Annotated in this window: 13 protein-coding genes; 11 read left to right on the top strand and 2 right to left on the bottom strand. The window is 67.6% G+C overall.

Features of this window, described 5'->3' with window-relative positions; all coding sequences use genetic code 11:
• Positions 1–11: 11 nt before the first annotated feature.
• Positions 12–2,282: an OPT family oligopeptide transporter gene (locus E8M83_RS24815; protein WP_137176025.1), complete on the bottom strand. Its 2,271-nt coding sequence runs from the start codon at positions 2,280–2,282 to the stop codon at positions 12–14.
• A 209-nt stretch (positions 2,283–2,491) separates the two neighbouring features.
• On the opposite strand from E8M83_RS24815, the gene E8M83_RS24810 reads away from it, so the two are divergent.
• The 11 genes from E8M83_RS24810 (at position 2,492) to E8M83_RS24760 (ending at position 13,162) form a co-directional block, all read left to right on the top strand.
• Positions 2,492–4,909: a penicillin-binding protein 1A gene (locus tag E8M83_RS24810; RefSeq protein WP_137176080.1), complete on the top strand. Its 2,418-nt coding sequence runs from the start codon at positions 2,492–2,494 to the stop codon at positions 4,907–4,909.
• 96 nt (positions 4,910–5,005) lie between these two features.
• Positions 5,006–5,365 carry a DUF1428 domain-containing protein gene (locus E8M83_RS24805; RefSeq protein WP_137176024.1) on the top strand — a complete coding sequence of 120 codons (360 nt, stop codon included), beginning with the start codon at positions 5,006–5,008 and terminating at the stop codon, positions 5,363–5,365.
• Positions 5,366–5,448: 83 nt separating this feature from the next.
• Positions 5,449–5,808 (top strand): DUF1428 domain-containing protein, encoded by a 360-nt coding sequence (locus E8M83_RS24800; RefSeq protein ID WP_137176023.1) that lies wholly within the window; start codon positions 5,449–5,451, stop codon positions 5,806–5,808.
• Between the two features lie 134 nt (positions 5,809–5,942).
• The gene (locus tag E8M83_RS24795; protein WP_137176022.1) at positions 5,943–6,335 is read left to right on the top strand and encodes a phosphonate transporter; all 393 of its coding nucleotides are present in this window, start codon (positions 5,943–5,945) and stop codon (positions 6,333–6,335) included.
• Complete coding sequence (locus tag E8M83_RS24790) at positions 6,332–7,150, top strand: PAS domain S-box protein (RefSeq protein WP_137176021.1); 819 nt, start codon at positions 6,332–6,334, stop codon at positions 7,148–7,150. The genes E8M83_RS24795 and E8M83_RS24790 overlap by 4 nt, the downstream gene beginning before the upstream one ends.
• Positions 7,140–8,906 carry a bifunctional diguanylate cyclase/phosphodiesterase gene (locus E8M83_RS24785; protein WP_137176020.1) on the top strand — a complete coding sequence of 589 codons (1,767 nt, stop codon included), beginning with the start codon at positions 7,140–7,142 and terminating at the stop codon, positions 8,904–8,906. The genes E8M83_RS24790 and E8M83_RS24785 overlap by 11 nt, the downstream gene beginning before the upstream one ends.
• 118 nt (positions 8,907–9,024) lie before the next feature.
• Positions 9,025–9,288 carry a hypothetical protein gene (locus E8M83_RS24780; RefSeq protein ID WP_137176019.1) on the top strand — a complete coding sequence of 88 codons (264 nt, stop codon included), beginning with the start codon at positions 9,025–9,027 and terminating at the stop codon, positions 9,286–9,288.
• Positions 9,289–9,413: 125 nt separating this feature from the next.
• On the top strand, positions 9,414–9,680 hold the full coding sequence (locus tag E8M83_RS24775; RefSeq protein WP_137176018.1) for a hypothetical protein: 267 nt from the start codon (positions 9,414–9,416) through the stop codon (positions 9,678–9,680).
• A 113-nt stretch (positions 9,681–9,793) separates the two neighbouring features.
• A complete protein-coding gene (locus tag E8M83_RS24770) occupies positions 9,794–10,783 on the top strand; it encodes an HDOD domain-containing protein (protein ID WP_137176017.1) in 990 nt (329 codons plus the stop codon).
• Between the two features lie 33 nt (positions 10,784–10,816).
• Positions 10,817–12,145 (top strand): MFS transporter, encoded by a 1,329-nt coding sequence (locus tag E8M83_RS24765; RefSeq protein ID WP_137176016.1) that lies wholly within the window; start codon positions 10,817–10,819, stop codon positions 12,143–12,145.
• Between the two features lie 30 nt (positions 12,146–12,175).
• Positions 12,176–13,162, top strand: coding sequence for a 5'-nucleotidase (locus tag E8M83_RS24760; protein WP_137176015.1), 987 nt, complete (start codon positions 12,176–12,178; stop codon positions 13,160–13,162).
• Here E8M83_RS24760 and E8M83_RS24755 read toward each other — a convergent pair.
• Positions 13,116–14,435 (bottom strand): GDSL-type esterase/lipase family protein, encoded by a 1,320-nt coding sequence (locus tag E8M83_RS24755; protein WP_137176014.1) that lies wholly within the window; start codon positions 14,433–14,435, stop codon positions 13,116–13,118. The genes E8M83_RS24760 and E8M83_RS24755 overlap by 47 nt on opposite strands.
• Positions 14,436–14,479 lie beyond the last annotated feature (44 nt).

The raw sequence follows: 14,479 nt of genomic DNA, 5'->3' as shown, positions 1-14,479 counted from the left end.
TTCATTGGCGCCTACGTCTTGTTCGCCTTCTCGCGCGCCACCCAGTACAGCAGCACGACGATGGCGGCATACGGAATCATGCTGAGCCAGTTCGCGGCCACGCCCTCGAAGAACGGGTTCGACGCCGCCGCCCAGCGGCCGATCGCGGCATCGAAGTCGGTGAACACGCCGGCCGTGACGGCGATGATGATGCCGGCCAGCGCGCCGCCGGCGATGTAGCCCGAAGCCAGCAGCACGCCCGCGCTGCGGTCGCCCGCCGCCTGGCGTTCTTCTTCATTGAGATGGGCATTCTGCGGCAGCTTGTTGTTGCGGCGGTCGGCCAGCCAGCGCACGGTGCCGCCGATCGCGATCGGCAAGGTCGCGACCAATGGCAGGTAGACGCCGACCGAGAACGCCAGCGAGGCGATGCCCGCCATCTCGAGCACGATCGCGATCATCACGCCGAACAGCACCAGGGTCCACGGCAGCTCCTGGTCCAGGATGCCCTTGATGATGTAGGACATCAGCACGGCCTTCGGTGCATCGTATTTCTTCACCTCGGTGCCGTCCGGACGCGTGTTGTGATGGCCGTTGATGCCCGGGTCGACCAGGTACACCACCTTGCCAGCCTCGTCGACGAAGTACTTGCCGGCCGGGCCGCCCACCGTATCCGTCTTGTGCCAGACTTTATACGTGTTCGCATCGTCCCTGGCCTGCGGGCCTTGCAGCTGGGCGGTGTCGCTCAGCTTCGAGGCGTCCACCGTCAGGCCTGGCGCCACCTGGGCCGCCGGCACGTAGACGGTGCCGGCCTCGTTCAGCTTGAGCAGGATCGGGCCCAGGATCAGGGCCGAGGCAAACGCGCCGCACAGGATCGCGTACTGCTGCATGCGCGGGGTCGAGCCGACCAGGTAGCCGGTCTTGAGGTCTTGCGAGGTGGTGCCGGCGTTGCTGGCGGCGATGCAGACGATGGCGCCGACCGACAAGGCGGTCACATAATACTGCCCGCCGGTCCAGCCCAGCACCAGGAAGATCAGGCAGGTGAACAGCAGGGTCGCCACCGCCATGCCCGAGATCGGGTTCGACGACGAGCCGATCTCGCCGGTCAGGCGCGAGGACACGGTGGCGAACAGGAAGCCGAACACCAGTATCAGGACCGCGCCCAGCACGTTCATGTGCAGCGGGGTCGCCAATGAGATGATGGCGATGATGGACAAGCAGCCGATCACGACCCACTTCATAGGGATGTCGCGGTCGGTGCGCAGCGACTGGTCGCCCTTGCTGCCCTGCTTGACGCCGGCCAGGCCGCCGCGCAGGCCGTTCCAGATCGTCGGCAGCGAGCGCGCCAGCGAGATCAGGCCACCGGCCGCCACCGCGCCGGCGCCGATGTACAGGATATAGGCAGCGCGGATGTCGTCGCCCGTCATGTTGCGGATCGGGATGGTCGCCGGCGACAGCGGCACGGTCGCCAGCTCGCCGAAGAACTTGATCATCGGGACCAGCAGCAGCGATGCGAGCACGCCGCCGGCCGCCATCGTGTAGGCGATGCGCGGGCCGATGATGTAGCCGACGCCGACCAGCTCGGGCGAGATCTCGGCGCCGATGCTGCCGGTCTTGAGCGGCGCGCCGAACTCGAAGTTGACGGTGTCGCGCCAGCCTTTGAACGATACGCAGAGGGTCTTGTACAGGATGCCGATGCCGAAGCCGCCGAAGATCAGCATTGCGCGGCGCCTGGCCGTCTTCATGGCGTCGCTGCCTTCCACGGTCGCTTCGTCGCGCACCTCGCCCGCGACATCGCGCGAGGCGTCGGTGGCGGCGGCCTTGAGCACCTCGGCGCAAGCCGTGCCTTCCGGGTACTTCAGTTCGCGGTGCTGGTCGACGATCAAGGTGCGGCGCAGCGGGATCATCATCAGGATGCCGAGCAGGCCGCCCAGCACGCCCACCAGCATCACGCGCGAGATCTCGAGGTCGAAGCCGAGGATCATAATCGCCGGCATGGTCACGCCCAGGCCGAAGGCCAGCGATTCGCCGGCCGAGCCGGCGGTCTGGGCCACGCTGTTCTCGAGGATCGTCGATTCGCGCGCGCCGAGCTTTTTCGCCACGCCGAACAGGGTGATCGCGATCACCGCCACCGGGATCGAGGCGCTGACCGTGAGACCCACTTTCAACACCAGGTAGAGCGAGGACGCGCCGAAGATCATGCCCAGGATGACGCCCATGATCAGGGCGCGCGGGGTCATTTCGGCCAGCTGGGCGGTGGCGGGGATGTAGGGCTTGAAGCCCGCCGGGTTCGAATCGAGTGGCATGCATTTCCTTCGTTGCTGGACAGGCCCGCCGTGCCGCCAGGCGGACCAAAACGAGAATATCGCACATGCACGAACGGAAAGAAAGTCTCGATTGAAACCGGATTATAATCGGCCGCTCATGGCCCCCAGGATGGTCGCACCGTGAGAGTACAGCAGTGAGCGCAACCAAGAAGCAGTCCAGCAAGCAGTCCGGCAAGACCCTGTTCGGCATGAAGCGCCTGCACGCCTTCATCCTTGTCGCATTGACCGCGGTCCTGCTGCCGATCGCCGCCGCCGTGGTCTACGCGATGACGGCGATCCTGCCCAAGGTGCCGCCGATCGACGCGGTAACCGACTACCGGCCCAAGATCCCGCTGCGCATCTACACCGCCGACAATGTGCTGATCGGCCAGTTCGGCGTCGAGCACCGCGATTTCGTACCGATCTCGAAGATCCCGCCGATGATGAAGAGCGCCGTGCTGGCGATCGAGGACACGCGCTTCTATGAACACGGCGGCATCGACTTCATCCGCGCGCTGGGCGCGGCCCGCGCCAACCTGCGCGGCGGCTTTCGCCAGGGCGCATCGACCATCACGATGCAGGTGGCGCGCAACTTCTTTTTAACCAACGAGAAGACGATCGAGCGTAAGCTGACCGAGATCGCGCTGGCCTACAAGATCGAGGACTCGCTCAGCAAGGACCAGATCCTCGAGCTGTACATGAACCAGATCTACCTGGGCCAGCGCTCCTACGGCTTCTCGAGCGCGGCGCGCAGCTATTTCGGCAAGAGCCTGGACGGGCTCACCCTGGCCGAAACCGCGATGCTGGCCGGCCTGCCGCAGAACCCGGCGCGCACCAATCCGGTGTCCAATCCAAAACGCGCCCAGGCGCGCCAGCACGCCATCCTCAAGCGCCTGCACGAACTGGGCGAGGTCGACGACGCCCAGTACCGCCAGGCGCTGGCCGAACCGCTGCGCGTCAAGCGCGACGCCGGGCAATCCTACGCCACCCGCGCCGAATACGTGGCCGAGCTGGCGCGCCAGGCGGTCTACCAGCAGTTTGGCGAGGAATCGTACACGCGCGGGATCACCGTCACCACCACCATCCTGGCGGCCGAGCAGGACGCCGCCTACGATTCGGTGCGGCGCAATGTGCTGGCCTACGACCAGCGCCACGGATACCGCGGCCCGGAGGCGCGCATCGAGCTGCCGGGCGATGCCGACGAACGCGAGGAAGCCGTGGTCGAGGCGCTGCAGAAGCGCCCCGGCAGCGACGGCCTGCTGCCCGCCGTCGTGCTCAAGGCCAGCGCGCAGGAAGTGCTGGTCGATACGCTGTCGGGCGAAGACATCGTCGTCAAGGGTGACGGTCTGAAGTTCGTGGCCAATGCCTTGTCCAGCAAGGCGCGCGAGAACACCAGGATCGCGCCGGGCGCGGTGGTCCGCATCCAGAAGGGCAAGGACGGCAGTTGGGCGATCACCCAGGTGCCGCAGGTGGCGGCGGCCTTCGTGGCGATCGACGCCGACAGCGGCGCCTACCACGCCCTGGTCGGCGGCTTCGACTACAACCTGCAGAAGTTCAACCACGTGACCCAGGCCTGGCGCCAGCCGGGATCGAGCATCAAGCCGTTCGTGTATTCGGCGGCGCTGGAAAAAGGCTATTCGCCGACCACCCGCATCCTGGACGAGCCGATCGAGCTGCCCGGCGCGACCCTGGAGACGCCATGGACGCCGCAGAACGACGACGGCAAGTTCGACGGCGAAGTCAGCCTGCGCCAGGCGCTGGTCAAATCGAAGAATGTGCCGACGGTACGCGTGCTGCGCGCGGTGTCGGTCGATTTCGCCCACCAGTACCTGGAACACTTCGGCTTCGACCTGGCGCGCCATCCGAAGAACTACACGATGGCGCTCGGCACCGGCGCCGTCACGCCGCTGCAGCTGGCCGGCGGCTATGCGGTCTTTGCCAACGGCGGCTACCGCGTCAAGCCCTATTTGATTGCCCGCATCCAGGACGGCAATGGCGCCATCATCCTCGAGAACAGGCCGCCCGCCGCCAGGGACGAAGCCAACCGCGCGGTCACGGCGCGCAATGCCTTCGTGGTCGACAGCATGCTGCGCGACGTAACCCGTTTCGGCACCGCCGCGGCCTCGGCCAAACAACTGGGACGGCAAGACCTGGCCGGCAAGACCGGCACCACCAACGATGCGATCGACGGCTGGTTCGCCGGCTATGCGGGCAATGTGGTGGCCGTGTCGTGGATGGGCTACGACGAACCGCGCTCGCTGGGCGGGCGCGAGTTCGGCTCGACGCTGGCGATGCCGATCTGGATCGACTATATGCGGGTGGCGCTGGCCAAGGTGGCGCCCGTCGAACGCACCCCGCCCGAGGACGTCGTGCACGACGGCGAGGACTGGATCTACCCCGAGTTCATCGACGCGACCGAGACGCGCACGATCGACATCGAACAGGCGCCGCCGTTGGAGCCGCCGGGGCAGCCGATGGATCTGCCGCCCGGCAGCCAGGAAGTGCCGCCCGACGCATCGCCGTTCGACGAGCGGCCCGCCATCGAGGCCCTGCCGCCGGTGGCGCCGCCCGCCCCGGCGCAACCGCCTCCGCCGCCAAACCCGCCTGCGCAGAACACCCTGTGGTAATCTTCCCGGTTCCCGGCACAGCAAGCGGGAACCTGGCGCGAGGTCGCGCGGATGTATCGCTGCGGTTCGTGCGTCCAATCTTTTGAGGAGACACCCATGGCCTATGTAGACGGTTTCGTCCTGCCCCTGCCCAAGTCGAAACTCGACCAGTACCGTGAAATGAGCAACAAATGCGCCGACATCTGGCGCGAACACGGCGCCCTCGAGTACCGCGAATGCATTGCCGACGACGTCCCGGACGGCAAGATCACTTCCTTCCCCCAGAGCGTCAAGCTCGAAGACGGCGAAGCAGTCGTCTTTTCGTGGATCGTCTACGAGTCGCGTGCGCACCGCGATGAAGTCAACGGCAAGGTCGAGAAAGACCCGCGCATGGCCGACATGATGCTGCCCGGTTTCATGCCCTTCGACGGCAAGCGTTTGATCTATGGTGGCTTCGAGATGTTCATCGACCGATAGTGGGAAACTTGTGCGCGGGCGGCCGGTCAGACCCTGGCGGCCCACGCATCACTTTCTGCATTACCCCTTACAGGAGAAGAATCATGGCGTACGTCGACGGTTTTGTGCTTCCCCTTCCCACCTCGAAAATCGATGAATACCGCGCCCAGGCCAGCCTGGCCGGCCAGGTCTGGCGCGAGCACGGCGCGCTCGAATACCGCGAATGGATCGCCGACGACGTCAAGCCCGGCCAGCACACCTCGTTCCCGCAGAGCGTCAAGCTCGAAGACGGCGAGACCGTCATCCTGGCCTGGGCGGTCTACGAATCGCGCAGCCATCGTGACGCCGTGCTCGAGAAAGTCATGCAAGACCCGCGCATGGCTGACATGATGAAGCCGGGCGGCGTGCCCTTCGACGGCAAGCGCATGTTCTTTGGCGGATTCGAGAACCTGGTCGACGTCTGAGCCGGCCAGTGTGTCGGGAACGGCACGGCGCGTGAGAAATGTGACGTGAAAAGGTGCGCACAATTGACACCGCACCTTTTCACATGCCAACATTCATTTCTCACATTCAATAGCCGCGTCCCGGCCTTCGACTCATGACCGATACGCCCATCGCCTTCGACGCCCCCGACCTCGCCGCCCGCCTCGACCGATGCACGCCCGAACAACTCGATGCGCTCGCATTCGGCGTGATCGGCTTCGGCGCCGACACCAACGTCACGCTGTATAACGCCTTCGAATCGCAGGCGGCCGGCCTGTCGCCCCAGCGCGTGCTGGGCCAGCCGTTGTTCACCAACGTCGCGCCCTGCATGAACAATTTCATGGTGGCCCAGCGCTTCGAGGACGCCCACGAAGAGCAAAGCGTGCTGGACGCGACGATCGACTACGTCCTGACCCTGCGCATGCGCCCGGTCAAGGTTGCGCTGCGCCTGCTGGCCAATCCCGGCAGCGGCACGCGCTACGTGCTGGTCCAGCGCCAGCCGCGATGAATCACGACCCCGCCGCGGCCAGCGCCGAGCACGAGGCGCTGCTCCAGTTCCTGTACCTGGCGCCGGTGGGCCTGGTGCAGGCCAATATCGATGGCGAGGTCGCCATGATGAACCCGATCGCCGCCCAGCTCCTGATGCCGCTCTCGCGCAACGGGGGGCTGGACAACCTGTTCGTGGCGCTCGACAACGTCGCGCCCGAACTGCGCGGCGCCGCCGTGCGCCATACCGAACCCCATGGCAAGGTGTGCGACGGCCTGCACGTCTACCTGGACGCCGGCAGCGGCGCCGGGCGCGGGCCGCAGGTGCTGTCGCTCACCCTGCTCAAGCTCGACGCCGAGCGCCTGATGGCGGTCATCTGCGACATCACCGAGCAGCTGCGGCGCGACCGCCGGCTGCGCCAGAACGAGGCCTGGCTCGACACCATCCTGGCCGGGGTCAAGGATTATGCGCTGGCGAGCGTCGACCTGCAGGGCCGGATCTGCGACTGGAACCCGAGCATCGGGCGCGTCACCGGATTCGGTCCCGAGGCGGTCGGCCAGCCGTTCACGATCTTCTATCCGCCGGGAGCGCTCGCGCTCGAGTACCGCCAGGACCGCCTGCGCGAGGCCGATGCCAGTGGCTGGTCGCTCGACGAGGGCCGGCGCGTACGCGCCGACGGCGGAACGTTCTGGGGCAGCACGCTGGTTGCGCCGCTGCCAGACCGCGAACCGCTACCCGGGGAGGCCGGCGGCCCCGCCTATTGCCTGATCCTGCGCGATATCGGCGAGCGCAGGGACATCGCCGAGCGCCACCAGGAGAACGCAGATGCAGCATGAGCCGGGCGATGCCTATGAAGCGCTGGTGCAGTTCCTGTACCGGGCCCCGATCGGCCTGGCCCAGACCGCGCTCGACGGCGCAGTCGAGCTGCTCAACCCGATGGCCTCGAACCTCCTGATGCCGCTCGCCACGGACGCCGGGCTGGACAACCTGTTCGACGTGCTGGCGCCAGTCGCGCCGCAGTTGCCGGCCATGGTGCAAGCCTTCATCGAGCCGTCCGGCATGATCTGCGAGGGCCTGCGCCTGCCGGTGGGCGTGCAACACGCCGCCAACGGCCCGCCGCAGGTGCTGTCGCTGAACCTGACCAAGCTCGATCCCGAGCGCCTGATGGCGACCCTGGCCGACGTCACCCTGGAGGTCCAGCGCGAGCAAGAGATGCTGTCGCGCCGCCTGCACAGCGCCGCCCGCACCGACAGCCTGACCCGCATGCCCAACCGCGAGGCGGTGCGCGAAGAGCTGCAGCGCCTGCTCGCGCGGGCGCAGGACGGGCACGGGTTCGCGGTCCTCACCCTGAACTGCGACCGCTTCCGCCAGCTCAACGACAGCCTGGGCCAGCCCGGCGGCGACCAGCTCCTGATGCACATGGCCGACCGCCTGCGCGGCGCCCTGCGCCCGCCCACCAGCCGGCGCGAGCCGGGCCCGCGCAGCAGCCAGCTGGCGGCGCGCATCGGCGGCGACGAGTTCGTGGTGGTGCTCGATGGCCTGCGCATGCGGCTGGACGCCGAGCGGGTCGCACAGCGCCTGCTCGACGTGCTGGCCCAACCCTATGTCATCGGCGGCCACGAGATCGTCTGCCACGCCAGCCTGGGCCTGGCCTGGGGCCTCGATGCGGCGGCGCTCGGCCAGCACGATCCCGACAGCCTGCTGCGCGACGCCGGCATCGCCATGGTCGAAGCCAAGCGCGCCGGCGGCAACCGCCACGCGGTATTCGAGGCCTCGATGCGCGAGCGCGCGGCGCGCCGCGCGGATATCGAAGCCGACCTGCGCCAGGCGCTGGCCGACGAACAGCTGTTCGTGGTGTACCAGCCGGTGGTGCGCCTGCTGCCGGACGACGGCGTCGACCGCGCGGCCGGGGTCGAGGCGCTGGTGCGCTGGCGCCATCCGCAGCGCGGCATCGTGCCGCCCATCGAATTCATCCAGGTCGCCGAAGAGTGCGGCCTGATCGGGGCGCTGGGCGACTTCGTGCTGGAGCGCGCCTGCCGCGACTTCATGGACTGGCAGGCGCGCCTGGGCGCCGCGGCGCCGCGCCTGATGGCGGTCAACCTGTCGCGCGCCCAGCTCGGCCAGGCCGGCTGGATCGACAGCGTCGGCCGCGTGCTGCGAGAGACCGGCATGCCGCCGCCCTGTCTGCAGCTCGAAGTCACCGAAAGCCTCGCGGCCCAGGACCAGGATACCCAGGCCCGGCTGCACGAGCTGAAGGCGCTGGGCGTCCAGCTCGCGCTGGACGACTTCGGCACCGGCTATTCATCGCTGTCGAGCCTGCACCTGCTGCCGGTGGATACGGTCAAGATCGATCGCTCCTTCGTGTGCCAGGCAGATACGAGTTACCACCACCGCGTGCTGATCGAGGCCACCGTGAAAGTGGCGCAGAGCCTGGGCATGAAGACAGTGGCCGAAGGCATCGAGACACAATCGCAACTGGACGTGGTGCGCGAGCAGCGCTGCGACAAGGTGCAGGGATATTATTTCAGCCGCCCGCTACCGGCGGCCGAGCTGCTGGACTGGCTGGCTCTCGAAGTTGCCCTGCCCGGATGAAGCTGAGGCTGACGCCTGACTGGCGCGCAATCCTACATGGGTAGCCGATGTGTTCCTATTCTCGTACGCAGCTCGCGTTACGAAAATGGAAACACTCACGCACCCAAGGAGAAGCACCATGAAACGCACTGTCCAAACCGCAGTTCTCGCAGGCATGATGGCTTTCGGCCTGGCTGCCTGCAACACTACCGATACCACCACCGATTCGATGAGCGGCTCGAGCAGCAGCGGCGCGGCCATCGGCAGCGGCGTGCAGACGCCGAGCACCAATGGCGGGACCAATAGCTGGAACTCGGGCGCGAACGGCGCCACCGGCGTCAATGCCGCCTCGGGCACGACCAGCAACAACGAGCAGACCACCGAGACGCCTGTCAGCCGCTGACGTGGACTCAGCCTGACCCGCGGTATATGTGGGTCAGGTCCTACAGGTATTGACGTTTTCTTCCTATTTCATACCTACGGCTGACCTCGCATGATGGGCCTGTTCACCAATCAAGGAGAAGCACGATGAAGAAGCTCCACACCGTTCTGCTGGGCGGCATGATGGCCTTTGCCCTGGCCGCCTGCAACACCACCGACACCGCCAGCGACACCAGCGGCTCGTCCTCGGTGGGCACGACGCAAGCCGGTTCGACCGGCAACCCGACCGTCGACGCACAGATGGGCATCAGCCCGAACGATGTGCAGAACACCGGTCCGGCCAATGCCACCGGCACTGCCACCACCCCGACCAATACCGGTCACACCACGACCGGCTCGAACAACGGCCAGTAAGCAGCAACGCCCATATCGGCCAGGACCGGCCCGGCGCCGCGCAAGCGGCGGCCGGGCCGTTTGCATTCACGCTAGAATGGTCGCATGGCCCCTCCTTTGAATTCCGTCTACCCATGAAGCGCTGGCTCGCACGCCTGTTCGGCGCGCCCGCAGCGGCTCACCCAATCCCTGCCGGCGCCGAGGTCGTCCCCGAACATCCCGGCGCGGTGGCCGAAGCAGCCGTCCCCGAACAGATCGACCTCGACCTCGCCTTCTTTCACTGGCTGGCCGGCCCGCATGTGAGCGGACGCCCTGCCGCCGACGGCCCCCTGCTCGACGAACTGGCGCGCCTGGCGCGCGACCCCGAAAGCGCCGCGGCCCTGGTGCCGCGGGTGCCGGCCGTGATCCCGCAACTGCTGCGCAGCCTGCGCGACCAGGACAGCAGCGCCGGCGCGCTGGCGCGCCAGGTGGCCCAGGATCCGGTGCTGGTCGCCGAGGTCATCCGCGAGGTGAACAGCCCGTATTACCAGCCCGCGTCGCCGATCCGCAACCTCGAAGGGGCGGTGCTGCTGCTCGGCCAGAACGGCTTGCGCATGCTGCTGGCGCGGGTCGCCTTCCGCCCGATCATCAGCCAGCAGGCCGGCCCGCTGGCGCGGCTGGTGGCGCCGCCGCTATGGAGCCAGTCCGAGAAATGCGCGCAAGCCGCCAGCCTGCTCGCGCCGCGCCACGGCGCCGATCCCTTCGAGGCCTACCTCGCGGGCCTGATGCACAACGTCGGGCTGGTGGTGGCCTTTCGCGTCATCGAGCAGCTGGTGCCGCCCGGCGGCCTGCCCGACGGCGACGTTTTCGGCGCGCGCCTGGTATCTTCAGCGCGCCTGATGTCGGCCCGCATCGCCGACCAGTGGCAACTGCCGCCGGCGATCGGCCACGCGATCGCCCACCTGGGCGACGAGGGCGCCCTGCCGCTTCTCTTGTTCGATGCCGACCGGCTGGCCAAGCTGCACATGCTCGCCAGGGGTGGCCAGCCCGTCTTCGTGCGCGCGGCGCTCGCGCTGCCTCCTGAGGCACGGGCCGCGTACGACCGGCTCGCCGAGGGCGCCGACGGTGAGGCGGAGCCCTCCTAGGCGCCGATGATCGCAATGAGTGGAGACCGCACCATGCAAGACGATGGCCGCGCCATGGGCGCAGTCAATGTTCAGGATTTCCTGAACCAGAACCGGCTCACGCCCTTCCAGTGGATGATCTTCGCCCTGTGCTTCCTGATCGTGCTGCTGGACGGTTTCGACACCGCCGCCATCGGCTTCATCGCGCCGTCCCTGATCGGCGAGTGGGGCGTGTCGCGCCAGGCGCTGGCGCCGGTGCTGAGCGCGGCGCTGTTCGGGCTGGCCACCGGCGCCGTGCTGGCCGGCCCCCTGTCCGACCGCGTCGGCCGCAAGCTGGTGCTGAGCGTGTCGGTGCTCCTGTTCGGCGCGGCCTGCGCCTGGTCGGCGTTCGCGGGCAACCTCACCGAGCTGGCCACGCTGCGCTTCGTTACCGGCATCGGCCTGGGCGCGGCGATGCCGAATGCCGTCACGCTGATGAGCGAGTACTGCCCGGACCGGCGTCGCGCGATGCTGACCAATGCGATGTTCTGCGGCTTCCCGCTGGGCGCCGCCCTGGGCGGCTTCCTGGCGGCCTGGATGATCCCGCACTGGGGCTGGCGCAGCGTGCTGCTGCTGGGCGGCGTGGCGCCGGTGCTGCTCGCAATCGTGATCGCGTTGATGTTGCCCGAATCGGTGCGCTTCTTGCTGGCGCGCGGTGGCCGCCAGGAGCAGGTCCGCGCAGCGCTGCGCCGCATCTCGGCCAGCGCCGACCAGGCCGTGGCGTTTGTCACGACCGAAACAACAGCGGCTGGCAGCGGCATCGGCGTGATCATGTCGCGCCCCTACCGGCTCGGCACCATGATGCTGTGGCTGGCCTATTTCATGGGCCTCGTGATCTTCTACGCGCTGATCAACTGGATGCCCCTGCTATTGAAGGATGCAGGCCTGTCGACGCATCACGCGACCCTGGTCGCGGCGCTGTTCCCGCTGGGCGGCGTGGGCGCGGTCTTGTCCGGCTGGCTGATGGACCGCTACAACGCCAACCTGGTGGTCGCGACCGGATTCGCGCTGACCGCGGCCAGCATCTTCGCCATCGGCCAGAGCGCCGGCAACCTCGGCCTCTTGACGACCGTGGTCTTCGTCGCCGGCGTGGTCATGAACACCGCGCAATCGTCGCTGCCGGCGCTTGCGGCTTCGTTCTATCCGACCCGGGGCCGGGCCACCGGCGTGTCGTGGATGATGGGCTTCGGGCGCCTGGGCGGCATCGCCGGCTCGTTCCTGGTCGCCGAGCTGGCGCGCCTGCAGTTCGGGATCGGCGCGATCTTCGGCGTGGTCGCATTGGCCGGCGCCGCGGCGGCGGTAGCGCTGCTGGTCAAAATGGCGAGCGGGCCCGATAATGGATAGGTCAACCGACTGACCGCACAGGAACGCAGCATGCCATTTCCCATCGAAGACAAGCTCGTGATCGGCGTCGCCTCCAGCGCGCTGTTCGACCTGGCAGAATCGCACCAGGTCTATCTCGACCACGGGCCCGACGAATACCGGGCCTACCAGGAGCGCCAGCGCGACGTGGTGCTGGATCGCGGCGTGGCGTTTCCCTTCATCCGGCGCTTCCTGAGCATCAACCAATGCTTCCCGCAGCAGGCGCCGGTCGAGGTGGTGCTGTTTTCGCGGAACTCGCCCGAGACGGGCTTGCGCGTGATGCGCTCGATCGCCCACTACGGCCTGGATATCTCGCGCGCCGTCTTCATGACCGGCAAGTCGCCCTACCCCTATCTGCCGGCCTTCAATGCCGCGCTGTTCCTGAGCGCGAACGAGGAAGACGTCAAGAGCGCGATCGACGTCGATTACCCGGCCGGCCTGGTGCTGCCCTCGCGCATCGCGGACGACCAGGACGATATCGAGCTGCGGGTGGCCTTCGACTTCGACGGCGTATTGGCCGACGACGAATCCGAGACTGTTTTCAAGCGCGACGGCCTGGGCGAATTCCACGCCCACGAGACCCTGCACATGGCGCGCCCGCACCAGCCCGGGCCGCTGGCCGGCATGTTCCGCAAGCTGGCCATGCTGCAGCAGCTCGAGAAACAGGCCGAGCGCGACGATCCGGATTACCGCCGCATCGTGCGCATCGCCATCATCACGGCGCGCAGCGCGCCGGCCCACGAACGCGTGGTGACCACCCTGGGCAGCTGGGGCGTCTCGGCCGACGAAACCTTCTTCCTGGGCGGGATGGACAAGAGCCGCGTGCTGTCGGTGTTCAAGCCGCACATCTTCTTCGACGACCAGCTCACCCACCTCAAGTCAGGCCCGGGCGGCACGATCCCGATGGTGCACGTGCCGTTCGGGATCGCCAACCGGCGCGCCACCGACCTGGCTACAGGCGCGGCAGCGCCATCAGGCGCTCCAGTTCCGGCTGCATAGCCTTGGCCCAGATGGCGTACCCTGCTTCGTTCGGGTGCAGCCAGTCCGGCATGATATCGACCGACAGCGCGCCATCCGCACGCAGGAAGGCCTGGTTGACGTCGAGGTAGAACACCTGGCGGCCGTCGGCCAGCCCTGGCAATCGCGCGTTGATCTGGGCGTTGAGGCCACGCAGCGGGCCATCGCTTGCCGCGTCGCGCGGGAAGATCGCCAGCAGCAGGATCCGGGTGCGCGGCAGGCGCCGTTTAAGTTCTTCGAGATTGCGTTCGATGCCGGCCGCCGTGATGGCAGGGAAATCCCTGCGATGGCCGGTGTTGTTGGTCCCGATCAGCAGCACCGCCACCTTGGGATCGATGCCATCGACCTCGCCGTGCTGCAGGCGCCACAGGACGTTCTCGGTGCGGTCGCCGCCGAAGCCCAGCGCCAGCGCATGGTGGCGTGCGTAATACTGCTGCCAGACGTGCGCGCCTTCCTTTTCCCAGCCCTGGGTGATCGAATCGCCGATGAAGACCAGTTGCGGGCACTTGCCCTCGGCGACCATGCGCTTGACCTCGTCGAGCTTCTGGCGATGGCGCGGCAGCCACCAGGAGATCGACCAGGATTCGTTGAGGGTATCGGGCGTGACGGCCACCGTGCGCCAGTCGGGGCATGGGGTATTCGGCGTGCCCGTTTGCGCGAACGCGACGTTGGCGATGGCGACCTGGCCGCTGCCGGTGCCTTCGAGCTGGAACGGGTGTTTCACGGCGCGAAAATCATCGCCGTCGCGGGCAAAGCACGACATCGACAGGACGATGCGCTGCCAGCCCTTGCCCTGGGCGGCGCGGCCGGGAACGACATACGAGACGTGGCGGTCGCAGTCGTCACCGCAGCCGACCCTGAACACGATCCCGCCCCCGTCCAGCGCATCGACCTTGAAATCGAAGGCCAGGGTGCCGCGTTCGAGGTAGGGTCGCAGGTCGAACGATGGCCCGGCAAAGCGCACGCCGCTTTTCCAGATATTTTTCCAGCGCAGGGTCAAGGCCTGGGCCCCGGCCGGCCCCGCGCTGCGCGCGAGCGCGATCTCGCTGCCCGGGAACTTGTCGGCAATCGCCGCCTTGGCGTCGACCCGCTCGCCGTGCAGGACGTGCGTGGACTCCGGCGCCACCGCCGCCACCTCGATTCGAGGGCGCGGCGCGCCGTCGAACAGCACCAGCCCGGCGGGCGGCGCAGCGTTCGCCACGGCGGGCAGCATGGATGCGATCGAAAGGGTCAAGGCGGCAAGGCCTGCGCGCATGGGGTCTCCTGTATTTATGGTCGTGGAACCCCGATCATGCGCGA

Source organism: Massilia sp. HP4, from assembly GCF_005222695.1.
Classification (GTDB): domain Bacteria; phylum Pseudomonadota; class Gammaproteobacteria; order Burkholderiales; family Burkholderiaceae_D; genus Telluria.
This window is presented reverse-complemented; position numbering and strand designations above follow the sequence as displayed.

Bases quoted from the DNA above. Each gene is read 5' to 3' on its own strand.
- E8M83_RS24815 (WP_137176025.1), bottom strand. From the start codon at position 2,282: ATGCCACTCGATTCGAACCCGGCGGGCTTCAAGCCCTACATCCCCGCC.
- E8M83_RS24810 (WP_137176080.1), top strand. From the start codon at position 2,492: ATGAAGCGCCTGCACGCCTTCATCCTTGTCGCATTGACCGCGGTCCTG.
- E8M83_RS24805 (WP_137176024.1), top strand. From the start codon at position 5,006: ATGGCCTATGTAGACGGTTTCGTCCTGCCCCTGCCCAAGTCGAAACTC.
- E8M83_RS24800 (WP_137176023.1), top strand. From the start codon at position 5,449: ATGGCGTACGTCGACGGTTTTGTGCTTCCCCTTCCCACCTCGAAAATC.
- E8M83_RS24795 (WP_137176022.1), top strand. From the start codon at position 5,943: ATGACCGATACGCCCATCGCCTTCGACGCCCCCGACCTCGCCGCCCGC.
- E8M83_RS24790 (WP_137176021.1), top strand. From the start codon at position 6,332: ATGAATCACGACCCCGCCGCGGCCAGCGCCGAGCACGAGGCGCTGCTC.
- E8M83_RS24785 (WP_137176020.1), top strand. From the start codon at position 7,140: ATGCAGCATGAGCCGGGCGATGCCTATGAAGCGCTGGTGCAGTTCCTG.
- E8M83_RS24780 (WP_137176019.1), top strand. From the start codon at position 9,025: ATGAAACGCACTGTCCAAACCGCAGTTCTCGCAGGCATGATGGCTTTC.
- E8M83_RS24775 (WP_137176018.1), top strand. From the start codon at position 9,414: ATGAAGAAGCTCCACACCGTTCTGCTGGGCGGCATGATGGCCTTTGCC.
- E8M83_RS24770 (WP_137176017.1), top strand. From the start codon at position 9,794: ATGAAGCGCTGGCTCGCACGCCTGTTCGGCGCGCCCGCAGCGGCTCAC.
- E8M83_RS24765 (WP_137176016.1), top strand. From the start codon at position 10,817: ATGCAAGACGATGGCCGCGCCATGGGCGCAGTCAATGTTCAGGATTTC.
- E8M83_RS24760 (WP_137176015.1), top strand. From the start codon at position 12,176: ATGCCATTTCCCATCGAAGACAAGCTCGTGATCGGCGTCGCCTCCAGC.
- E8M83_RS24755 (WP_137176014.1), bottom strand. From the start codon at position 14,435: ATGCGCGCAGGCCTTGCCGCCTTGACCCTTTCGATCGCATCCATGCTG.